The following is a 21,767-nucleotide window of genomic DNA, read 5'->3' on the forward strand; positions in this document are numbered from 1 at the left end:
ATGTCGATTTATTCCTATGTCGTTAGATACGACAGCGGTTTCGCGCCGAATCCATTCTACGAATTTTGCACGCTCGCAACTTGCAAGCCGGGTATCCGTCAACATGCAAAAGTGGGTGACTGGGTAATCGGGGGTGGTAGCGGCAACAAGAGCATTCAGAGAGCAGGATATCTTGTCTACGCTATGCGAGTGTCTGAGACGTTGTCTTTCGACGAGTACGATAGCGATCCGCGCTTCATTAAAAAGAAGCCGTATCGTAACGGTAGTAGGAAGCAAAGCTGCGGAGACAATATCTATTCTCGTAGCAAGGTCCCGGGGCCTTGGTGTCAGAGGGATTCATTTCACAGCTTGCTGGATGGCAGTACCAATTCAAAGCACGTAGGGCGTGACACGAGAGTCAATCGAATTCTGGTCAGCAACGATTTTATCTATTTTGGAGGCGCTGGCCCGTTTGTGCCGCTAAATCTGAAAGACCTGCATGGTAGGCAGGTTGTGCACAAGGGCGTGGGGCAGTCTCGTTTTGACGATGCTCAACTCGTCGGGCAATTTGAGTGTTGGGTTCGCTCGCTCGGCGATATGGGATACCGGGGGGCCCCATATGAGTGGCTTACAATCCGCAATCACAGATAAGGTCCGGCTGCTGGAGCAGAGCATGCAAACTTTCGCGAAGTTGGGGTTGGACGAATATCAGCTGCGCACGGTAGAGACCGACAGACTTCCGCGACAGGATTTGAACCTCCCAACACTTGGTCTTATCGGCGAGATCGGTAGCTTATCAAGCGAAGTAAAGAAAAAGCAGCGCGACAGTTCTGCGTATGTCAACTACGAGAGCGCTGTTCTGGAGGAATTTGGAGATTCGCTCTGGTATCTCGCCACTATCGCTCGGATCGCTGGAGTATCGCTTGCCTCGCTCTTCCCTGAACATGCGAATTCGGCCAACGGCGAGGTGTCGTTTTCGGACCTTCAGCCTCAGCATGAGTTCCAGCTAAATACTCCAGTCGCACAGTTCGAACGAACGCTTCTTCGTCTTGCAGCTGCGGCGGGAACATTGGCGGGTGGAATTGAGGAGGGCTGGTACGCTTCTGATAAGCAGGCGCTTGCAGCGCAGCTGCGTAAAATCTGTGCCCTCTTGATTGTGGCCTCGAACGAAGCTGGTGTGACCTTAGACAAGGCCGCGTCGATGAGTCTTAAGAAGTCCGCCGATCGGTGGCCTAAAGAGAGGAACTATCCGGCACTCTTTGATGGCGAATTTCCTGTGGAGGAGCAGCTTCCGAGATTTCTGTCCATCGATATTTATGAGCGAGAGGCGAAGAACGGGAAACATTATGTCCTCCAGCGTTGCAATGATATCTTTATCGGTGACAGGTTGACCGACAACATTATGGCCGCTGACGACTATCGGTTTCACGACGCATTTCACTATGCCTATGCAGCCGTGTTGGGTTGGTCGCCGGTTACACGTGCGCTGTTGCGTCGGAAGCGAAAGAGCGACGCCCGCGTTGACGAGGGCCAGGACGGTGCTCGCGCAGTCCTTATTGAGGAAGGAGTAGCCACCTACATCTTTGGCATTGCCAAGGAGTTTGACTTTTTCGAAGGACAAAATCCAGGAGAGCTGAGTTTTACGTTTTTGAAGAATGTCCGGCAGTTCGTGCGTGGCTACGAGGTCGATCAATCTCCGTTGTGGTTGTGGGAAGAAGCGATTTTGCAGGGAAATCGTGCGTTCAGGTTCCTGCGGGAACGTCGGCGTGGTACTTTGAAGGTTGATTTGGGGAATCGCACGATGCAGATCGAGGAGTTGGCGAAATGAATTCGACCAGCTTTGTGAAAAGGCTTGCCAAGTTGCAGTTCAAAGACACGTTCAATCCCTACACTGACGGTTGCGAGGAGTTTGATCGAGGCGACGCGCCGCGTATTCGCAAAGCAAACCTTGAGCTGGTCATCGATGCGGCCTTGGATGTCTCGGTGGATTCTTTGTGGATTGCACGAGACCTGGGATATCGCGGGGGACGTCGGACGGGCCTTGCGTTGACAGACGAGGCCCATCTAACCGACCATGCCCATCTTTACGGCAGCCTTCCGTTGAGGCGGGCGACGCGGGGGCCGGCTGTCTCTGAAAGGACGGCTAGGGTTGTCTGGCAGACCATTAAAGAGATCAATCAGCCGATCTTTTTGTGGAATGTGTTTCCTCTCCATCCGCATGAGCCGAATGATCCCTTATCCAACAGATGCCACACTCGTTCTGAACGCGAAGCTTGCCGTCCGCTGTTGACCTGGTTGATTGCAAATCTGCAGCCAAAATTGATCGTGGCGATAGGTCGGGACGCTGCAGGCGCCTTAGCAGATATGGGGGTTACGGCGGAGCAGGTTCGCCATCCGAGCTACGGTGGCCAAGGAGAGTTCATTCAAGGGATTCGTTCCCTTTATGGGCTGTCGCGCACAGACGGCGCTGTCGCACAGTTGTCGATGTTCTCAGATTGACTCGGAGTGCCCTTGGGAAGAGTTGTACTAACTCGATGTTCCGTGTTGGTTGGATTCACTCAATCCGCGACAACTTCTCGAACCTCTTCACCAGCCGCTCGCGCTTCAGCCGCGACAACCGCTGGATCCAGAACATGCCGTCGAGCTGATCGGTCCCACGCTGGTGGCAAACGGCACGCTAGGCGGATGTAGCAGGGGTGATGCGACGTTGTTTGCGGAATGATGGCATCATGCCGGTGTTTTGCCCGACGTGTCAAATTGAGAGCTAGCTCCCTTTGGATCAGTTCACGTCCGACACGCTTCGGCGGTTCGTTCCGCAGCACGATTGCGGTGGTGACCGAACTTCTTGATCCACGGTCTCCTGCGTTTCCTGCCGGGGCCGGGGGGCGGCCGTACCGGAAGAGCGCTTCCGCTTTCCGTCGCTGATCGTGGCCAGCACCAATGATCCCTACGCATCTCTGCCATACGGAATGATACTTCCGGTGCACCGCCAGTAAGTCATTGATCCCGCAACGGCCGGCTACTGTGCATGGGGTTGTTTTCGACGTTTTGCTTTGGCGGCACATCATCCGCACGGCATAATTTAATCGCGCCGCCCTGTCTGCTTTCGCCGGTTCCATTCGTCTTCCACCCAGACAGACCTGACGGGAGACAAAGATGACTGCTTCCCCTTATCGCTGGGTGATCGTCGCCGCCGGCGGCCTGCTTGGCTGCGTCGCGATCGGCGGCATGTTTTCGTTACCGGTGTTCCTGCAGCCGATCGCCAGGGACACCGGCTGGTCGATGACCGGCATCTCCAGTGCGATGACGATCGGCTTCCTCGCGATGGCCTTCACCAGCATGGCCTGGGGCACGGTGACTGATAGGTTCGGGCCGCTGCCGGTGGTGCTGACGGGATCGATCGTGCTGGCGCTGAGCCTGTTCGCCGCGAGCCACGCGACCTCGCTCATCGTGTTCCAGTTCGTGTTCGGCCTCCTGGTCGGCGCCTCCTGCGCCGCGATCTTCGCGCCGATGATGGCGACGGTCACGGGCTGGTTCGAAACCCAGCGCGGCCTCGCAGTCTCGCTGGTGTCGGCCGGCATGGGCGTGGCGCCGATGACGATGGCGCCGCTCGCCGCCTGGCTGGTTTCCCATCATGACTGGCGCACCGCGATGCAGATCGTGGCGCTGGTCGTCGCTGCCATCATGATCCCGGTCGCGCTCCTGGTCCGCCGTCCGCCAGCGCTCGCGCATCCGCCGGTCGCGGTAGCCGGTCAAGGCGGCCCGCAATCCGAGATGACGGTGGGCGAAGCGTTGCGCTCGCCGCAATTCCTGATCCTGCTCGCCGCCAATTTCTTCTGCTGCGCCACCCATTCCGGCCCGATCATCCACACCGTCAGCTATGCCGTGAGCTGCGGCATTCCGCTGATCTCGGCGGTGACGATCTACAGCGTCGAGGGGCTGGCCGGCCTCGGCGGCCGCATCGCCTTCGGCGTGATGGGCGATCGGCTCGGCGCCAAGCGCGTGCTGGTCTCGGGCCTGCTCGCGCAAGCCTTTGGCGCGCTCGGCTATGTCTTCGCCCATGAGCTCACGACCTTCTACATGGTCGCGACGGTGTTCGGCTTCATCTATGCCGGCACCATGCCGCTCTATGCGGTGATCGTCCGCGAAAACTTTCCGCTCAAGATGATGGGCACCGTGATCGGCGGCACGGCGATGGCCGGCAGCCTCGGCATGGCGACCGGCCCGCTCGCCGGCGGCCTGATCTACGACGCGTTCTCCAGCTATGCCTGGCTCTATATCGGCTCCTGGGCAATGGGCCTCGGCGCCTTCCTGATCGCGATGACGTTCCGGCCGTTCCCTAAGCCGCAAGCCGAACCGACGCCGGCACCGGTGGCCGCATGACGAGAATGAGGCGCAGCCTCAGAGCTGCGCCTCAATCGCCGCCTTGTCGACGATCGACCACACCTGGTGGATCTTTCCGTCGCGAAATTCGTAGAACACGTTTTCGCAGAAGCAGACGCGCCTGCCGTTGACGGCCAGCCCAAGGAATGTCCCGACCGGCGCGCACTCGAATTTGAGCCGGGCAGCGACGTTGGGCGGCTCGGAGATCACCATCTCGATGTTGAAGCGCAGATCCGGAATCTCGCGAAAATCCTGCTCCAGCATCGTGCGGTAGCCCGCGAGCCCGAGCGGCCGCGCATTGTGGGCGACCTCGTCGTGCACGAACCGGCCGAGCGCGGGCCAATCCTGCCGATTCAGGCAAGCGATGTAGTTGCGATAGATATTGGCGAGTTCGGCTGGCGTCATGTCGATATTCCCTCGTCTTCCAGCCTAACGCGGCAGCAGGGGAATCGACGCGCCGCTCACAGGCGTTTTTCGAAGAACAGATCCGGATACGGGTCATCGTTGAAACGCGGGATCTCGCGCCAGCCGGTGGTGCGGTAGAGCCGGCCGGCTTCCGGCAGCGCGCTGTTGGTGTCGAGCCGCAGCAGCGCAATGGCGAGCCTGCGCGCGGCATCCTCGGCGGCATCCATCAGGCGCTTGCCGAGGCCCAATCCGCGCGCCGAGGGCGCGACCCACAGCCGCTTGATTTCGGCATAGCCATGATCCGTTCCCTTCAGGCCGACGCAGCCGATCGGCAGCGTGTCCGACATCGCGACGATGAAGCTGCCGCGCGGCCGGCGCATGTCCTTGGCATCAGGGTCGCGCGACAGCGAGACGTCGAAGCCCTGCTTGAAGCGCCGGCCGAGCTCGGCGTAATATTCGCCAAGACAATAGCGCGCCTCGTCGCTGCGCGGATCCATTTCGGCGAGCGCGATGCGATCGCGCGTCAGCGCGGAGGCGACCAGATCCATCGCCGCGAGCAGCGCCTCGGCTTGCGCATTCCGGGCGAGAAAGCTTTCGGCCTGTGTGTTCGACAGCGCCTCATAGGCCGCGAATTCGCGCTTGCCGGCGCGGGTCAGGCTGGCCACGCGGCGGCGCGCATCGTCCTCGTGCGCTTGCGTCTCGATCAGGCCTTCGTCTTCCAGGCTGCGCAACAGCCGGCTCATCAGCCCGGAATCGAGGCCGAGATAGTCGCGGACCTCGCCGACGTCCGAGCGTCCCTGTCCGATCGCATTGAGCACGCGCGCCGCGCCCAGCGGCCGGCCGCGCCCGAGGAATGAATTATCGAGCGCGCCGACGGCGGAGGTCACGGCACGGTTGAAGCGGCGGACGCGGGAGACGGGATCGAGCATTATCTGACTTTAGTCAGATATAAATCTGCCGTCAATCGCCGCGGGGATCGATCATCGAGAAACGGTCGGTACCTCGCCTTCATCCGCGATCCCAGCAACGGCTTCGTCTCGATGACGCCGCCGCTCAAGCGCGGCACGGAGCTGTCGCTGAAGGTCGCTTAGAAGTGATGCACGCCGAGCGCCGAGAACGCGCCGTCGTGCAGATCGTGGCTATCAGTCGGTTGGCCGAGAAAGCCAAGATGCAGCGTCACCGGCGGCAGCGTTGCCATCGGCACCGCGCCGGCGGTGTCGATGCCGCCGATATCGACGTGCGTCGCCGCGCTGTCATGAGGCGACGCCAGCGGTGTGCTGATGATATCCGTGACCAGCGCGCTGAACAAATCGGGGGAGGACGCCTCATGCCCGTCACCTCCGACGGAATGCAGCAGGCCGCCGACGAGGCCGGTGACGCTGTCAGTGAGCTGTCCGATTGTTCCGGTTACCGTGGATGTCAGCTGCGACACCGTCGTGCTCAGGCTGTCGAGCGTGTGCGAGACGGCGGACAGCGAGGTGTCGACAAAGTTCGTGATCGTGCTGCCGAGATCGTGCAGCGATGGTGGCGGATCGATCGACGCGGACGTCGCGGCATGGGCGTGAGTGGGGCCGCCGACGGCTACTGCCGCATGATCGGACGCGACGGGAGCGTGGCTGTCAATCGGGGCGGTCGCGCTGACCGAGCTGTCCGTCATGGCAACGACGCCGGTATTTCCGTCGGCATGCGAGACGCCGCCACCGGTCCCATCCATATGAAGCGTCGTCGAGGTCTCGTTCGTCGGCGGCACGCTCACATAGGAATGCTGATCGCCTGAGACTGGCTGGTGATCGCCCGGCGTTACTTCGGCCGGAGCCGGATCAGCGGCATGCGCCGGATCAGAGGCATGCGACGGCGTGGGTGGCACGTCGGACGGCAGCGGCTGCGCATCGTTGCCACCATGATATCCGGCGGCCTCGGCATCCTTCAGGAAGGCGATCAGCGCGGTCATGAACGCAATCGTCTCTTCCGTCGTGATGTGGCGGGCGATCTCGGCTTTTTCGGCGCGGCGGTTGTTCTGCTCGGATGCAGCCATTGGCTCCTCCTCAGCGTTCGCGGAAGGCGCGGGTCAGCTCGTCGCGCAGCGGACCAAACAGATATTCGAATAGCGTGCGCGGCCGCGTCGGCACGATCACCTCGGCCGGCATGCCCGACTGCAATTCGATGCGCGACTTCTTGACGTCCTCCGGCTCAAGAGAGACCTCGACCGCGTAATAGCCGGGGCCGCCGGCCTTGTCGTTGGTGACGCGGTCGGCCGAGACCGTTCGCACGGTGCCGTAAAGGCGGGGACGCTCAACATAGTTGACGCCGGTCAGCCGGATCTCGGCGCGGCGGCCGACGGTGACGTCGTTGATGTCGGACAGCTTGAGTTGCGCATCGACGATCAGCGGATTGTCCGACGGCACGATGTCCATGAGCTTTGCACCGGGCTGGATCACGCCGCCTTCGGTGAACACGTCGAGCCCGACCACTGACCCGGTCGCCGGCGCCCTGATCTGCGTGTGCGTCACGACATCCGTCGCAGCGTCAACTTTCGGGGCGAGCTCCGCGAGCTTGTTCTCGGTGGAGCGGAGCTGGTCGGTGATCTCGCTCATCCGGGCGCGCTCGGCCTTGGCGATCTCTGCCTCATTCTGCGAAATCTGCTGCTGCATGCCGGCGATGTTGGCGCGCTGCGCGCCGATATCGGCCTGGAGCTTGGCGTCCTCGCGCTGCAGCGCCAGGATCCGCGTCTTCGGCGTATAGCCCTGTTCGTACAGACGCTGCGCTCCGTTCATCTCGTCGGCCAGGAGCTCGCGCTGCTTTTCAGTGCCGGTGAGCTGTGCCTGCGTGCCGCCGATCTGCGCATTCAGCTCGGCGATCTTGCCCTTGAGCACGGATGTCTCCGCCTCGAACTGGTGTTTTCGCGCGGCCATCATCGCGGTCTCGTTCGCGATCGCCTGGCGCAAAGCGGGCTTTGCGTCCTTCGGATCGATGCCAAAGTCCATGGCATGGTCGTCGCGCTCGGCCATCAGCCGCGCCTCCGCCGCGCGGGCGGCATCGCGATCGGCAACCAGCACGTCGAGCTTGGCGCGCGGATCGCTGTCGTCGAGCACCAGCAGAAGCTGTCCTTTTTCGACATGGGCGCCATCGCGCGCCAGAAGCTGGCGGACGACGCCGCCATAGGGATGCTGCACGCTCTGGCGCCGGCCCTCGACCTGGAGGTTGCCGCTGGCGATCGCGGCCCCCGAGATCGGGGCGAGCGTGCCCCACAGCGTCATGGCCGACGCGAACGCGCCGACCATGATGGCGCCGACCAGTGCGGGCCGTCCCGGCCGCGCATAATAGGCGCGCTCGCGATCGGCGACATAGGTTGCGGTGCTCATGACGCGGCCGCCCGTGCGGTGGCCTGCTGCTGCAAGGCCTGATAGACCTCGCCGGGCGGGCCGAGCATGTCGAGCATGCCGTCGCGGATCACCATCATGACGTCGACGATGTCGAGGATCGTGGTGCGGTGGGTGATGACGATGACAGCGGCGCCGTCGGCCTTGGCCTTGAGCAACGCGGCCTTCAGCGCCTCCTCGCCGGGTGCGTCGAGATTGGCGTTGGGCTCGTCGAGCACGAGCAGCGGCGGGCGGCCGAGTAGAGCGCGCGCCAGGCCAAGCCGCTGGCGTTGTCCACCCGACAGGCCGACGCCGCCGCCGCCGAGCCGTGTGTCGTATTGCCGGGGCAGATCGAGCACCATGTCGTGGATGCCGGCGCGGATGGCGGCATCGATGATCTCGTCGGTCGAGGCATCGCCGAAGCGCGCGATGTTCTCGCGCACGGTGCCGGCGAACAGCCCGACATCCTGCGGGAGGTACCCGACATGACGGCCGAATTCGACGGGGTCCCAGTGATTGTAGTCGAGGCCGCCGAAGCGCAAGCGACCGGCGGCGGGCGACATGGCGCCGACCAGCAGGCGTGCCAACGTGCTCTTGCCCGAACCGCTGGGCCCGACGATGCCGAGCGCCTGGCCGCCGGCGAGCTCGAAGGACAGGCCTTTCAGCACCGGCTCGGGTCGCGACGGCAATTCGCAGACTAGCTCGCGCACCTCGACTGTATTGCGCTGCTTCGGCACGATGGTCTGCGGCACGGTCAGGTCGACGGTCGCCAGCAGGTTGCGCACCTCTGTGTAGGAATCGCGTGCGCCGATGAACTGCTTCCAGGTACCGACCGCCTGTTCGACCGGAACCAGCGCACGGCCCATGACGATGCTGGCGGCGAAAATCGTTGCGGGCGTGATGGCGTGGTCGATCGCGAGCCACGCGCCGGTGCCGAGCATCAGGGATTGCAGTAGCAGGCGGAAGAAGCGGATCGACGACGTCATCACCGCGTTCTTGTCGCTGGCGATTGCCTGCTGCACCAGCATCGCCGAGCGCTGGGTCTGCCAGTTGCGCTCGACCGCCGGCTGCATGCCCATGGCGCGGATCACGTCGGCATGGCGCAGGACATTCTCGGTGAATACGTAGGACTGGTTGCCGGAGGACTCGGCCTGCTTCATCGGCGAGCGGGTCAGGACTTCGTTCACGCCCGCAAGTCCGAGCAGCAGCAGCGCGCCGATGGTGGCGACGAGGCCGAGCAGGGGGTGGATGAGGAACAGCAGCAGCAGATAGATCGGAATCCAGGGCAGGTCGAACGCGAAATAGATTCCGGGCCCTGTGACAAAGGTGCGGAATTGATCGAGATCGCGCAAATGCTGCGCGCCGCGCGAAGCGCCGCGCTCGGCCGACCGCACCACCAGCGCTTCGAACACGCGCGTCGACAGCTCCATGTCGAGCCGGATGCCGCAGCGGATCAGGATCCATGCGCGCACCGCGTCGAGCGCGGCCATGGTCAGGAGCGCGATGGCGAGGATGAGGGTGAGAAGGACGAGGGTGGAGATGTTTTCGTTGAGCAGGACGCGATTATAGACCTGCATCAGATAGAGCGGCGAGGACAGATAGAGCAGGTTGATCGCGCTTGAGAACAGTCCGGCCCACAGGAAATGCGGCCAGAGTTTCAGCAGCGCTTCGCGGACGTCGTCGCCGCGCCGATACGGCGGCTCTGCCGCCTCGTCTGCGACCGTCGAAAGGGCTGCCGCCATCTGGATGTCCTTAATGTGTCGAAATGTGTCGAACGAATCTGCGCCGGGACGCTGGCAGGCTCACGCATGGCGTGACGTGGGGCGGATCGCCCCACGTCACCTGTCGTCATCAGCGAACTAGGGCTCAGACCAGACCGTGGAGGAGACCACCAACGTCGAGATGGCCGACATCCGCACTAAGGCCGACGGCGGTCGGCGCGGAGATCGAGGCGTCGATGCCACCGGTTCCTGCAAGGCCCGACGTGGAGACGTCGATGCTCGGGTTGGTTTCGATCAGCGCTCCCACATCGAGCGTGTGAGACAGATCGACCGAGCCGCTGGCGCCGGCCGTTGCACTTCCACCTGCATTGGCGCTGCCCGACAGCGCACCTGTTGCTGTTCCAAGCAGGCCGTCGACCGTGCCGAGCAGGTTTCCGAGAAGAGCCATGTGTACTCCTTTGGGTTGGCAGTTGAGATCGCGACAGAAAAGTCGCTGCCCGAGAAGTCGCCCCGACGCCGAAGGTTGCGGACTCACATGCGGCCATTTGGTGCTGATTTGTTGGGCGAGGAACTTCGGGTGCGGGAAGGGCAGTGCGGTTGACTCGGTTGGACGAAGATTCTTTGCGATGATGCGCAGCCCGGATGGAGCGCGGCGAAATCCGGGACCGCTGCATCCGCCGGCGAAAACCCTGGATGACGTTGCGCTCCATTCGGGATACGAGAGCTTGCGTTGCCCGACGGGCAAAACACCCAAACCCTCGGTCAATCCGCACCGTCAAAAATATACCACTTTACCGAAATTCGGAAACAGCGTATGTGTCGCGCAACCCGGCCCAAGGAAGAGGGCGTATCGCGATCGTCACGAACGCGGGCCGGATGGCGGTGGACGTGGGTCACGTCGGCGCGAAGGGTTTTGCAGGGCGGGCAACCGTGAGCAAAACCATCGCGCACACGACCGGTGTGATCTGCGTACGGCGAAATCGTGTGGTCCTGGCGCCCGGAGCCTGTGCGCCAAGTCTTGCGGTGATGCGTGTGGCCCAACCGGGCCCTCACATCAGTCATCCGCGAGGCGACGGGGGCAATAGTGCATCGCTCCCCGGGGAGAGCACGACATAAGCCGTAAAGCCACTGCGCAGGGAAGGCCGGTTGTTTGGCTTCACCTGTATGCCGCTGTGCAGATTTTTATAGCGCAATCATCGCACAGTGGACCGCGGGTGCCAGCCGGCACTCGGTCTTCCCTGCGCCCTCTTTCAATTGAGGGCAAGGCGACGAAGCAAAGCTCGGGCGAAATGAGCCGCGAGGATGCGAAGGCGTGTCTAACGTCGAGCAAAGGTCTCGTGCCCCGGACGCTGCGCAGCGCTCCTTCAGCGGTGCGCTGCAGAGCCGGGGCCCATGCATCAGCGAGTACGCGGCCTGCTGGGTCCCGGCTCTGCGCAGCAGCGTACGAACGCTGCAGCGCGTCCGGGACACGAGGGGGGCGAATGTCGTCTCTCCATACGCCATCATTGCGCTCGCAATAACGGAGTTGATGGAGCTGTGCGCCTCTTTGTGAGTTGTGCCCGCGGCGCCAGCCGCTACCATGCGCCTGCTCCCGGAACATGGGAGCCGGCAACAAGCGGAGGCGACATGAGCGAGCAGGAACGCAAGGTGAAGGGATCGGACCTGTTCGTCGCTGCGCTCGAGAACGAAGGCGTCGATCGCATCTTCGGCGTGCCCGGCGAGGAAAACCTCGACCTCGTCGAATCGCTGCGCACCTCCACAATCGAGCTGGTCCTGACCCGCCACGAGCAGGCGGCCGCCTTCATGGCAGCGACCCACGGCCGGTTGACAGGAAAGCCCGGCGTCTGCCTCTCCACGCTTGGCCCGGGCGCGCTCAATCTGTCGACCGGCGCGGCTTACGCACATCTCGGCGCGATGCCGATGATCCTCATCACGGGGCAGAAGCCGATCATGAGCAGCCGGCAGGCGCGCTTCCAGATCGTGGACGTGGTCGCGACCATGAAGCCGCTGACCAAGCTCTCCCGGCAGATCATCAGCGCCTCCAGCATCCCCACCGTGGTGCGCGACGCGTTCCGGGTGGCGACGGAGGAGCGGCCGGGTCCGGTGCATCTGGAGCTGCCCGAAGACATTGCGGGCGATGAGGTGCCGGCCGTCCCCGTGATCCCGATCCATCCGATCGAGATTCCCGTTGCGCACCGCGCCGCGCTCGACCGAGCCGCCGGGATGATTTTGGCCGCGAAGCGCCCGCTGGTGATGATGGGCGCGGCGACCAGCCGGCCGCGCTCGACCCACGGCATCGCGAGCTTCGTGCGCCGGACCGGCATTCCGTTCTTCACCACGCAGATGGGCAAGGGCACCGTTCCCGGCGGCACCAATCTCTACATGGGCACCGCGGCGCTGTCCGAGCGCGATTATGTCCACGATGCCATCGACGCCGCCGACCTGATCGTGGCGATCGGCCATGATCCGATCGAGAAGCCGCCCTTCATCATGGGACCATCGGGGCCGAAGGTAATTCACGTCAGCTACACCTCGGCGAGTGTCGAGCTGGTCTATTTTCCGGATGCCGAGGTCGTTGGCGACGTCGGCCCGAGCCTGGAGCTTCTGGCAGACCGGCTCGAAGGCAAGCTGCCGCAGGCGGCGGCGCTGCTGCCGCTGCGCGAAGAGATCCTCAACCACATTGCCGATCGCGCCACCGAGGCGCGCTGGCCGCCGACGCCGCAGCGCATCGTGCACGACATCCGCCAGGTCATCCCGGAGAACGGCATCGTCGCGCTCGACAACGGCATGTACAAGATCTGGTTCGCGCGCAACTACCGTACCCGCGTCGCCAACACGCTGCTGCTCGACAATGCGCTGGCAACGATGGGGGCCGGCCTGCCGTCGGCGATGATGGCTGCGATGCTCTATCCCGATCGCCGCGTGCTCGCGGTCGCCGGCGACGGCGGCTTCATGATGAACAGCCAGGAGATGGAGACCGCCGTCCGGCTCAAGCTCAACCTCGTCGTGCTGGTGCTGGAGGACCACGCCTACGGCATGATCCGCTGGAAGCAGGCCGTCGATCACTTTGCCGATTATGGCATGACCTTCGGCAATCCCGACTTTGCCATGTACGCCAAGGCTTACGGCGCCAAGGGCCACCGCATCGCAAGCATCGACAGCTTTGGCCCGACGCTGGATGCTGCCTTCAAGGAAGGCGGCGTGCACTTGATCTCGATCCCGATCGATTATTCGGAGAACGTGCGGGTGCTCGTCGACGAGCTGCGGGCCCATGAGAAATCGAAGGCCTGATGTGATGGGGCGAAGCTATTTCCACATGGTCATTGCGAGCGCAGCGAAGCAATCCAGAGTCCCTCCGTGGAAAGATTCCGGATTGCGTCGCTGCGCTCGCAATGATGGAGCTTGTGGCGGAGATCACGCCTGAATACGACAACGCACTTGTGTCGCGACCACCGATCGCCGACACTCCCAATCATCCAATCAGCCACAGGAATAAGACATGACTCGCGTTCGCTGTATCACCGAGATGGGCATGGGCGTCGACGTTCACGGCAGGGACGCCACCAAGGCGGCGAAGCGGGCGGTGTCGGATGCGATCCGGCATTCGAGCCTCGGTTTCTTTCGGATGATCGGCAAGACCGCGAACGACATGTTCGTCGACGTCACGATCGGCGTGCCCAATCCCGAGGCCGTCGACAAGGAGGCGGTTGCGAAGGAGCTTCCCTATGGCACCGTGACCGTCAACGCGGTCAAGGGCGGGCTGGAGATTGCGTCGGCCACCGAGCAGGCCAACGACCCCATCCTCATTGCCAATGCGGCCGTGATCGTTAGCTTCGACAAGGATTGAGCCGGTGTCCGACAACGATGTGCGGCTACTGGATCGTCCGATCTGGAGCGCGCTGACGACGAGCCATAAGCATCTGGCCGAAGGCGGCCCGCGCGCGCTGCGCTATCCCTTGGACATGACGCCGTTCGCCGACATGGTCGACATGTCGGCAGCAAGCTTTGCCGCGCTCGGTGATCTCATGTCCGGCTCGCAGGTCGCCGCGCTGTTCACGCCGGAGCCGGTCGATGTTCCCTCGGGCTTCAAGGTCGTGCTGACGGAGTCCGGCGAGCAGATGATTGGATCGCCCGCCGATAGTCCGCTTCGCGACGCCGAGATCGTGAGGCTCGGCGAGGCTGATGTGCCTGCCATGATGGCGCTGACGGCGCTGACCAAGCCCGGACCGTTCGCGTTGCGAACGCATGAGCTCGGCACGTTCCTCGGCATTCGCGCCGGCAGCGAGCTGGTCGCGATGACCGGCGAGCGCATGAAGCCGGGCAAGTTCGTCGAGATGACGGCCGTCTGCGTCCATCCCGACTATCGCGGGCGCGGCTACGCGCAGGCGCTGCTCGCCGCGGTCGCGCGCCAGATCGAGGCGCGCGGCGAGATTCCGTTCCTGCACGTGTTTTCGAACAACACATCCGCCATCGCGCTCTATCAGCGCCAGGGCATGCGCATCCGCCGTCGTCTGCACGTGACGGCGCTGATGAAGCAGGGGTGACGGCCCGGCGGAGTGCGCCGGGCCGCAGCTCTTATGTCGAATAGTCGACGAGCAGCGCGCTCGATGCGTTGGAGGACGCCGAGTTGCCGCTGGAGCTATAGGAGGTCGACTGGTTGGTCGCGTTCTGGAGCAGCGAGATCAACTCCTTCATCAGCTCTGCGGTGGTGGCCGAAGACGAGCTGGACGAGGAATCGGACGAGGAGGTCGAATCCGTGCTGCTCGTGCTCGATGAGTCGCTGCTGCCATCGGGCGGCGGCGGTCCGCCGGCGCTGCCGGAGAAGGTGTTGGCGAACACGTTTTTCAGTTCGCTGGCCTGGTCGCTGGTCAGCTTGCCGCTCGATACCTCGTTCTGGATGAGGTCGTCGATCTTGGACTGCATCTCGTCAGCCGAAGGCGGCGACGAGGAGCTCGCGCTCGATGCGCCGCTCTTGAGCGATGAATCGATGTCGTCGAGCGCGGACGAGAGCGCGGACTCATCGCTCGAGCTGATGGTGCCCGCCGAGACTTCCTTGGTGAGCTCGCTCTTGAGGCGGTCGAGTGGGGAGTAGGAATTGGTGGTCGTTGCGGAGATCGAGGTCATTGACGGTCACCCTTGATGGAATTGAAGATACGCTGAACATGACCGTGAGGCTAAAGGTCGCGCGCTTAATGAGGTCTTGCCGCAAGGATTGCTGGCGTTTTCGTTGTGTTGCTCGCGCGGGTGCGAACACGCGGTGAAACAAAAATGCGGGTGTTGCCGGCGCCGTCCGCGCCTCGCGCGAACGGGCTTCCCCGCGGCCGATTCGTTGCTATATCCATCGCAACCAATTCGGGGAGAGCCCATCCATGGACGCCAGGACAGCAAATCCAGATTATTCCGCTGTGCGGACGGCGATGCAGCGCTATGTCGATCAGGAGATCGTCCCCGGCGCGTCCTGGGCGGTGCTGCGCGGACGCGAACTGGTCGACCAGCAATGCGTCGGGTTTGCCGATCGCGAGGCACAGACGGCGCTGCGGCCGGACCATATCTTCCGCGCGTTCTCCAATACCAAGATTTTCGTCACCTCTGCGATCATGCTGCTGGTCGAGGAGGGCCGCATCGGGCTCGATGACGCGATCGAAAAATTGCTGCCGCAGCTTGCCAATCGCAAGGTACTGAAGCAGGGCGCGGCAAATCTTGCTGATGTCGAGCCGGCGAAAAGCCCGATCACGATCCGGCAGCTTCTGACCCATACGTCGGGCCTCAGCTACGGCATCTTCGATCCCGGTACGGTGCTGTTCAAAGGCTACAACGAGGCGCGCGTGCTCAATCCGCTGACGCCGCTGACGGACTTGATCGACAAGCTGGCCGATCTGCCGCTGTCCTATCATCCCGGCACCAGCTGGGAATATTCGGTGGCGACCGACGTGCTCGGTCGCGTCGTCGAGGTCGTCTCGGGCAAGCCGCTCGATGCCTTCCTCAAGGCGCGCATCTTCGATCCGCTCGGCATGACCGATACCGGCTTCTCCGTGCCTGAAGCGCAGCAGGGCAGGCTGGTTACGCACTATACCGGCGCCGACGTGCTTGATCCGACCAAGCCGGGCCTCACCCGCGCCGACAATCTGCCTTACCCGCAGGCCTATCGACGGCCGTTCCCGCGGCTGTCGGGCGGTGGCGGGCTGGTCTCGACGCTACCGGACATGCTCGCGCTGGTGCGTGCCCTGGTGCCCGGGCCGGAGGCGCTGCTGAAGCCGGAGACGCTGCGGCAGATGATGACCAACCAATTGCCGGCGGGCGAGACGATTCGCTTCGCCAATCTCGGGCCGATGCCTGGCAAGGGTTTTGGCCTTGGCGGCGCCGTCACCTTCGCGCCGACGCAGTTCGATCCCCCGAATTCCACCGGCGAATTCCAGTGGGGCGGGCTCGCCGGCACCCATTGGTGGATTTGCCCTGAGGCCAATACCGCCGGCGTCCTGATGACCCAGCGCCACATGGGCTTCTGGAATCCGTTTTTCTTCGAGTTCAAGCGCCTGGCCTACCAGGCCGTTGGAGGCTGACCGCGAAAAAATTGCAGGCGCCCGCGAACCCTTTTGCGCGATCGCGCCCGCCGGCGGCACGCTCGGCGATGCGCTGCTGGCGCAACGGCTGTTCGAGGGTCATCGGGGCGAAGGATGAACAAACGTTGGTAGGAGGCGCAACCGGACGCGTGAAAACCTATCTTGGTCTCGACGGATTTCGTTTCGGCTGGGTCGCCGCGTGGATCGACGAGTGTGGCCAGCACGGCTTCGACCATTCGCCGGGCCTCACGCGGCTGCTCGCGATGCCGCATGCGCGCGCAATGATCGACATGCCGATTGGGTTGAAGACCGAAGGTTATCGAACATGCGACTTGCGTGCGCGTGAAATGGTGGGCCCCGCCGTGTTTCTCGGGGCCCGCCGCGATCTCTGGAGGTTTCCCGATATTGCCGCAGCCAACCGGCACTATTGGGAGCACGAAGGCAAGGGGAGGGGCGTCTCGGCGCAGCTCTGGAATATCAGGGACAAGATCAGGGAGGTCGACGAGATCATGACACCGGTGCGGCAGGCGACGATCGGCGAAGCGCATCCGGAGCTGATCTTGTGGAATCTTGTGAGGGGAGTTCGGCTTGCGAAGAAGACATCGGCGGAAGGTCGCGAGCTGCGCATTGCACTGTTGGCGCAGCGCGGCTTCACGAAGCTCTCGAAATGGCTGATGCAGCGCCACGGCACCGGCATCGACCGCGACGATCTGATCGATGCCTGCGCATGTGCAGTCGCGGCGCGGGACAGCAAGCAGCGCGTCGGCGGGGATGAGATCGATCCGCGCGGTCTGCGGATGGAGATCAATTATTGAGCCAGCTCGCTGCATCGGGAAAAAGCGGCAATTTATTTGAAGTGTGGAGGAACTGCCAAGGGCAACCCTGCGTTCCCTGTGCGAACCAAATACAGGGAAACGCTTGCGATGAATGATGTCAGTCAGTTTGCGACCGCAATGCTCGCACTTTTTTTCGTCGGAGCGCTGCTCGTGACCGGGCAGCTCTTCATCGAGCAACGCGCACAGCGCGACGCAGTGTACGCCACAAGTCATTTGCTGCGGCCATTGTGATCGAGTCTCGGCACCGAGACAGTTGAGATGGTAGCTCGGCCTTGCGCCGTTCGATGGCTCGCCTAGATTAAGCGGCAGCTCGCGAACGAAGCCGGGGTCTCGATGTCTGATTTGTCCGCCTTTCCGATCACCAAGCGCTGGCCTGCCAGGCATCCGGAGTTGCTTCAGCTCTATTCGCTGCCGACGCCGAACGGCGTCAAGGTTTCGATCATGCTGGAGGAGATCGGGCTGCCTTACGAAGTCCATCTCGTCGATTTCGGCAAGGACGACCAGAAGACGCCGGAATTCCTCTCGCTCAATCCCAACGGCAAGATCCCGGCGATCCTCGATCCCGATGGCCCCGGTGGCATGCCGCTGCCGCTGTTCGAGTCCGGTGCGATCCTGCAATATCTCGCGGAGAAGACCGGCAAGCTGTTGCCGCAGGACGCCGCGCGGCGCTACCAGACCATCCAGTGGGTGCACTTCCAGATGGGCGGCATCGGGCCGATGTTCGGCCAGGTCGGCTTCTTCCACAAATTCGCCGGCAAGGATTTTGAGGACAAGCGGCCGCTCGAGCGTTACGTGGGCGAGTCCAGGCGCCTGCTCGGCGTGATGGAGACGCATCTTTCCGGCCGGCAATGGTTCATGGATGACGACTACACCATCGCCGACGTCTCCATGCTCGGCTGGGTGCGCAACCTCATCGGCTTCTACGGCGCCGGCGATCTCGTCGCATTCAGCCAGTTCAAGTCGGTTGCCGCCTGGCTCGAACGCGGACTGGCGCGTCCTGCCGTGGAGCGCGGGCTCAACATCCCGAAGCGGCCGTGAAACTGGCTCAGAGCTTTGTAGCGCCGCCCGCGCCGCGGGAAGAAATCCGATGCCGATCCTGAGGATCCATGGCAAGGGGCTGCGGTTGCCGCTCCCCCACGCTAGAACAGCCGCCCGCCGTTCGGCACCGGCTTGCTCGGTTGCATCAGCACGACCTTGCCGTCGGCATCGGGGAAGCCGAGCGTCAGCACCTCCGAGACGACAGGTCCGATCTGGCGCGGGGGGAAATTGACGACGGCCGCGACCTGCTGTCCGACCAGCGTCTCGAGCGGATGGTTCTCGGTGATCTGCGCCGAGCTCTTGCGCACGCCGATGGCCGGGCCGAAGTCGATCCACAACCGCCAGGCCGGCTTGCGCGCCTCGGGAAACGGTTTTGCGTCGACGATGGTGCCGACGCGGATATCGACCGCGAGGAACGTGTTGAAGTCGATGGTCGGCGAGGCGGACGCGACTGGATCGTGGGTGACGTGCATGGTGTGTCCGTTCGGGTAGAGGTCGAAAGCGTCGTTGGCAATATTGTCGCGCGAAGCGGAGTTTCGTACAACGCCAAGGCCATGACCACGGCACGTCACGACGCATGCGCGAGGACCGTCTTGCCCAACATCATCTACGGCATCAAGAACTGCGACACCATGAAGAAGGCGCGCGCCTGGCTTGACACCCATGGCGTCACCTACGAGTTCCACGATTACAAGGCCGCCGGCGTCGAGAAGGACAAGCTCAAGCAATGGAGCGACAAGCTCGGCTGGGAAACGCTGCTCAATCGCGCCGGCACCACCTTCAAGAAGCTGCCGGACACCGACAAGGAAGGCCTGACCGAGAAGAAGGCGCTGGCCCTGATGCTAGCGCAACCATCGATGATCAAGCGGCCGGTGCTCGAAATCGGCGGCAAGCTCCTGGTCGGCTTCAAGCCGGATATCTACGACAAGGAAGTCAGGGCCAAATCGCGCTAAGTGTCAGTTCAGCTCGATGATCTCGGCGGTGACGCTCGGATCGCCGGGCTGATCGGCGAATTCGACGACGTCGGCGGCCGCAATGCGTCCTGGGGCGCGGTGAAACAGATCGCGGTCGATCACCGTGCGCAGTTTCGGCCGCGGCAGCGCGTCATTTCCGCGCAGCAGATTCTTGATCTCGAAGCCGCCGTCCTCGCAGAAGGTCTTGAGCGAAGCGATGACGTGGCTGACCTTGTCGTCGGTCAGGAAAGGCAGCAGCAGCCGTTCATAGGCAACGACGCGGCCATAGATGTCGTCGACGTCGGCAACGCTGTAGACCGGAAGCGCGCGCGCGATGCATTCGCGATAGACCGGCATGACAAAGGGCGCGAGCCGCGGCCCGACATAATCCTCCAGCAGGATTCCCTTACCGGTATGGCCGTAGGCGCGCGATATCCGTGTGCCCTCGCTCTGAATGGTCAGGCCCGGCGTCGACGTCGAATTGTCCACCGTGTAGTAGATGAGATCGGACAGCTCCTCCTCGAGTCGCGCGGGCTGGTACTCCCAGATCGCCGGCGCCGTATGGTGGCGCGCATAAAGTCGCAGCCACGTGTTGAGCAGGTCACGCTGCTTGATCGACTTGACGACGGAGGGAGCGGCGCTGGCGAAATCCAAAGCAATATTCCCGGCGAATGAAACCCGCCCATGATCGCCGCGGCGGGAAAATTTTTGATGAAGGCTGGCGCGCGGGACCAAAGACCGTTAACGACGGCTTGATGACCGGTGCCTTGCGAACCGGAAGGCCGGCGGGCGCGACATCACAAACCTCCAACTAAGGGAGCATAAGCCTCCCGGCCGGAGGTCTGACCTGCTCAGCTTTCCGCCTTGCCTAACCCCCGTCACCTCCGGCATATTCCGCGCCCGGAGGCAGCGTTCCGGGAAGGCTCCAAGGCCTCCGGAAAGCCGAAGCAACAAGGACAGCCACGCGCATTGCGCGGGCAGGGGGAAATCTGTTTGGCCGATGAGTTCATTCTCGAAACGGAAGGCTTGACCAAGGAGTTCGCGGGCTTCTTTGCCGTCCGCGACGTTGCGCTTAGGGTTCGCCGTGGGAGTATTCACGCGTTGATCGGCCCGAACGGGGCCGGCAAGACGACGTGCTTCAATCTTCTGACCAAGTTCCTCAAACCGTCTGCCGGAAAAATCCTGTACAAGGGACAGGACATCACCGCCATGCCGCCCGCCGACGTGGCGCGCATGGGGCTGGTACGTTCTTTCCAGATCTCGGCGGTGTTTCCGCACATGACCGCTCTGGAAAACGTCCGTGTTGCGCTCCAGCGTCAGCACGGCAGCTCCTTTGATTTCTGGCGTTCGAAATCGGCGCTCAACCGTTTCAACAACCGCGCGCTCGAATTGTTGAACGATGTCGGCCTCAGCGAGTTTGCCAATACGCCGGCGGTCGAAATGCCTTACGGGCGCAAGCGCGCGCTCGAGATCGCGACCACGCTGGCGCTCGATCCGGAGATGATGTTGCTGGACGAGCCGATGGCCGGCATGGGCCACGAGGACATCGATAAGATCGCAGCGCTGATCAAGCGCATCTCGGCGAAATACACCATCCTGATGGTCGAGCACAATTTGAGCGTCGTGGCCAATCTCTCTGACATCATCACCGTGCTGACGCGCGGGCAGGTGCTCGCGCAGGGCAATTACGCCGATCTGACCAAGGACGAGCGCGTCAAGGAAGCCTATCTGGGAGCCGGTCATGCCTGAGACTGCAATGGCCGACGCTCCGGCGAAGGCCGCAACCGGCGGCACCATCCTCCAGGTCCGCAACCTCGAAGCCTGGTACGGCGAGTCCCACATCCTGCACGGGATCGACTTCGACGTGAACGCGGGCGAGGTCGTCACGCTGCTCGGGCGCAACGGCGCCGGCAAGACGACCACGCTGAAGTCGATCATGGGCATCATCGGCAAGCGTGCCGGCTCGATCAAATTCAACAACCAGGACATCATCCGCGCGACCTCCGACAAGATCGCGCGCATGGGCATCGCGTTCTGCCCGGAGGAGCGGGGGATTTTCTCCAGTCTCGACGTGCGCGAGAATTTGTTGCTGCCGCCGGTGGTGCGCCCGGGCGGACTGCCGCTCGAACAGATATTCGATCTGTTTCCGAACCTGAAGGAGCGGCTCAACAGCCAGGGCACCAAGCTGTCCGGCGGCGAGCAGCAGATGCTTGCGATCGCGCGCATCCTGCGCACCGGCGCCAGGTTCCTGATGCTGGACGAGCCGACCGAAGGTCTTGCGCCTGTCATCATTCAGCAGATCGGTCACACCATTGCGCGGCTGAAGAAGGAAGGTTTCACGATCCTTCTGGTCGAGCAGAACTTCCGGTTCGGATCGACCGTCGCCGACCGCTATTACGTCGTCGAGCACGGCAAGATCATTGACGGATTTTCCAATGCGGAGCTTGCCGCCAACATGGACAAGCTCCACACCTATCTCGGCGTCTAGTACGGCCAAAGGGTCGGACGGTCACGAGAAGATTCACGAGGGAAG

Annotated in this window: 23 protein-coding genes and 1 pseudogene; 14 read left to right on the top strand and 10 right to left on the bottom strand. The window is 62.9% G+C overall.

The annotated features are described in order from the left end of the window. Genes ABIC09_RS18190 through ABIC09_RS18200 form a run of 3 tightly spaced genes read left to right on the top strand, consistent with a single transcriptional unit; the run spans window position 1 to window position 2,478 of the window. On the top strand, window positions 1–630 hold the full coding sequence (locus ABIC09_RS18190) for an Nmad2 family putative nucleotide modification protein (protein ID WP_354110103.1): 630 nt from the start codon (window positions 1–3) through the stop codon (window positions 628–630). A gap of 22 nt (window positions 631–652) precedes the next feature. Then, a complete protein-coding gene (locus tag ABIC09_RS18195) occupies window positions 653–1,807 on the top strand; it encodes a nucleoside triphosphate pyrophosphohydrolase family protein (protein WP_354110104.1) in 1,155 nt (384 codons plus the stop codon). After that, window positions 1,804–2,478, top strand: coding sequence for a uracil-DNA glycosylase (locus ABIC09_RS18200; RefSeq protein WP_354110105.1), 675 nt, complete (start codon window positions 1,804–1,806; stop codon window positions 2,476–2,478). The genes ABIC09_RS18195 and ABIC09_RS18200 overlap by 4 nt, the downstream gene beginning before the upstream one ends. Before the next feature lie 55 nt (window positions 2,479–2,533). On the opposite strand, the pseudogene ABIC09_RS18205 reads toward ABIC09_RS18200, so the two are convergent. Then, window positions 2,534–2,653, bottom strand: a pseudogene (locus ABIC09_RS18205) (peptide deformylase); the annotation flags it as partial. Window positions 2,654–3,135: 482 nt separating this feature from the next. On the opposite strand from ABIC09_RS18205, the gene ABIC09_RS18210 reads away from it, so the two are divergent. Further along, the gene (locus ABIC09_RS18210; protein WP_354110106.1) at window positions 3,136–4,362 is read left to right on the top strand and encodes an MFS transporter; all 1,227 of its coding nucleotides are present in this window, start codon (window positions 3,136–3,138) and stop codon (window positions 4,360–4,362) included. Between the two features lie 18 nt (window positions 4,363–4,380). Here the strand turns inward: ABIC09_RS18210 and ABIC09_RS18215 are convergent, their stop codons facing one another. From ABIC09_RS18215 to ABIC09_RS18240, 6 genes are all read right to left on the bottom strand, one after another. Beyond that, a complete protein-coding gene (locus ABIC09_RS18215; RefSeq protein WP_354110107.1) occupies window positions 4,381–4,767 on the bottom strand; it encodes an ester cyclase in 387 nt (128 codons plus the stop codon). A gap of 56 nt (window positions 4,768–4,823) precedes the next feature. After that, complete coding sequence (locus ABIC09_RS18220; RefSeq protein WP_354110108.1) at window positions 4,824–5,696, bottom strand: GNAT family N-acetyltransferase; 873 nt, start codon at window positions 5,694–5,696, stop codon at window positions 4,824–4,826. 158 nt (window positions 5,697–5,854) lie between these two features. Continuing rightward, a complete protein-coding gene (locus tag ABIC09_RS18225; RefSeq protein ID WP_354110109.1) occupies window positions 5,855–6,802 on the bottom strand; it encodes a hypothetical protein in 948 nt (315 codons plus the stop codon). Between the two features lie 10 nt (window positions 6,803–6,812). Continuing rightward, entirely contained in the window at window positions 6,813–8,129 is a 1,317-nt protein-coding gene (locus tag ABIC09_RS18230) for an HlyD family type I secretion periplasmic adaptor subunit (protein ID WP_354110110.1), read from the bottom strand. Beyond that, window positions 8,126–9,868: a type I secretion system permease/ATPase gene (locus ABIC09_RS18235; RefSeq protein ID WP_354110111.1), complete on the bottom strand. Its 1,743-nt coding sequence runs from the start codon at window positions 9,866–9,868 to the stop codon at window positions 8,126–8,128. The genes ABIC09_RS18230 and ABIC09_RS18235 overlap by 4 nt, the downstream gene beginning before the upstream one ends. A gap of 124 nt (window positions 9,869–9,992) precedes the next feature. Beyond that, a complete protein-coding gene (locus ABIC09_RS18240; protein WP_148754233.1) occupies window positions 9,993–10,295 on the bottom strand; it encodes a hypothetical protein in 303 nt (100 codons plus the stop codon). 1,178 nt (window positions 10,296–11,473) lie between these two features. On the opposite strand from ABIC09_RS18240, the gene ABIC09_RS18245 reads away from it, so the two are divergent. The 3 genes from ABIC09_RS18245 to ABIC09_RS18255 all read left to right on the top strand — a co-directional run bounded on the left by ABIC09_RS18245 (window position 11,474) and on the right by ABIC09_RS18255 (window position 14,391). Next, window positions 11,474–13,138 carry an acetolactate synthase large subunit gene (locus ABIC09_RS18245; protein ID WP_354110112.1) on the top strand — a complete coding sequence of 555 codons (1,665 nt, stop codon included), beginning with the start codon at window positions 11,474–11,476 and terminating at the stop codon, window positions 13,136–13,138. 208 nt (window positions 13,139–13,346) lie between these two features. Then, window positions 13,347–13,694 (top strand): Lin0512 family protein, encoded by a 348-nt coding sequence (locus tag ABIC09_RS18250; RefSeq protein WP_148754235.1) that lies wholly within the window; start codon window positions 13,347–13,349, stop codon window positions 13,692–13,694. A gap of 4 nt (window positions 13,695–13,698) precedes the next feature. Then, on the top strand, window positions 13,699–14,391 hold the full coding sequence (locus ABIC09_RS18255) for a GNAT family N-acetyltransferase (RefSeq protein ID WP_354036023.1): 693 nt from the start codon (window positions 13,699–13,701) through the stop codon (window positions 14,389–14,391). A gap of 31 nt (window positions 14,392–14,422) precedes the next feature. Here ABIC09_RS18255 and ABIC09_RS18260 read toward each other — a convergent pair whose 3' ends face one another. Then, the gene (locus ABIC09_RS18260; protein WP_148754237.1) at window positions 14,423–14,971 is read right to left on the bottom strand and encodes a hypothetical protein; all 549 of its coding nucleotides are present in this window, start codon (window positions 14,969–14,971) and stop codon (window positions 14,423–14,425) included. 245 nt (window positions 14,972–15,216) lie between these two features. Between ABIC09_RS18260 and ABIC09_RS18265 the strand changes: the two genes are divergently transcribed. The 4 genes from ABIC09_RS18265 (at window position 15,217) to ABIC09_RS18280 (ending at window position 18,281) form a co-directional block, all read left to right on the top strand. After that, window positions 15,217–16,407 carry a serine hydrolase domain-containing protein gene (locus ABIC09_RS18265; RefSeq protein WP_354110113.1) on the top strand — a complete coding sequence of 397 codons (1,191 nt, stop codon included), beginning with the start codon at window positions 15,217–15,219 and terminating at the stop codon, window positions 16,405–16,407. Window positions 16,408–16,556: 149 nt separating this feature from the next. Continuing rightward, window positions 16,557–17,222, top strand: coding sequence for a DUF429 domain-containing protein (locus ABIC09_RS18270; RefSeq protein ID WP_354110114.1), 666 nt, complete (start codon window positions 16,557–16,559; stop codon window positions 17,220–17,222). 108 nt (window positions 17,223–17,330) lie between these two features. Then, complete coding sequence (locus tag ABIC09_RS18275) at window positions 17,331–17,474, top strand: hypothetical protein (protein WP_187435202.1); 144 nt, start codon at window positions 17,331–17,333, stop codon at window positions 17,472–17,474. Between the two features lie 102 nt (window positions 17,475–17,576). Further along, complete coding sequence (locus ABIC09_RS18280) at window positions 17,577–18,281, top strand: glutathione S-transferase family protein (RefSeq protein ID WP_354110115.1); 705 nt, start codon at window positions 17,577–17,579, stop codon at window positions 18,279–18,281. A 101-nt stretch (window positions 18,282–18,382) separates the two neighbouring features. Here the strand turns inward: ABIC09_RS18280 and ABIC09_RS18285 are convergent, their stop codons facing one another. After that, a complete protein-coding gene (locus ABIC09_RS18285; RefSeq protein WP_148754241.1) occupies window positions 18,383–18,754 on the bottom strand; it encodes a tRNA-binding protein in 372 nt (123 codons plus the stop codon). A gap of 120 nt (window positions 18,755–18,874) precedes the next feature. Here ABIC09_RS18285 and ABIC09_RS18290 point away from each other — a divergent pair, with 120 nt between their 5' ends. After that, window positions 18,875–19,234, top strand: a complete 360-nt coding sequence (locus ABIC09_RS18290) for an ArsC family reductase (protein WP_148754242.1) — start codon at window positions 18,875–18,877, stop codon at window positions 19,232–19,234. Window positions 19,235–19,237: 3 nt separating this feature from the next. Here ABIC09_RS18290 and ABIC09_RS18295 read toward each other — a convergent pair whose 3' ends face one another. Continuing rightward, on the bottom strand, window positions 19,238–19,888 hold the full coding sequence (locus tag ABIC09_RS18295; RefSeq protein WP_354110116.1) for a PAS domain-containing protein: 651 nt from the start codon (window positions 19,886–19,888) through the stop codon (window positions 19,238–19,240). 339 nt (window positions 19,889–20,227) lie between these two features. Here ABIC09_RS18295 and ABIC09_RS18300 point away from each other — a divergent pair, with 339 nt between their 5' ends. Continuing rightward, on the top strand, window positions 20,228–20,983 hold the full coding sequence (locus ABIC09_RS18300; protein WP_354110117.1) for an ABC transporter ATP-binding protein: 756 nt from the start codon (window positions 20,228–20,230) through the stop codon (window positions 20,981–20,983). Further along, window positions 20,976–21,722: an ABC transporter ATP-binding protein gene (locus ABIC09_RS18305; protein ID WP_354110118.1), complete on the top strand. Its 747-nt coding sequence runs from the start codon at window positions 20,976–20,978 to the stop codon at window positions 21,720–21,722. The genes ABIC09_RS18300 and ABIC09_RS18305 overlap by 8 nt, the downstream gene beginning before the upstream one ends. Window positions 21,723–21,767: the final 45 nt, after the last annotated feature.

This window comes from Bradyrhizobium sp. S3.12.5 (assembly GCF_040548225.1).
In the GTDB taxonomy this organism is placed as follows: Bacteria; Pseudomonadota; Alphaproteobacteria; order Rhizobiales; family Xanthobacteraceae; genus Bradyrhizobium; species Bradyrhizobium cytisi.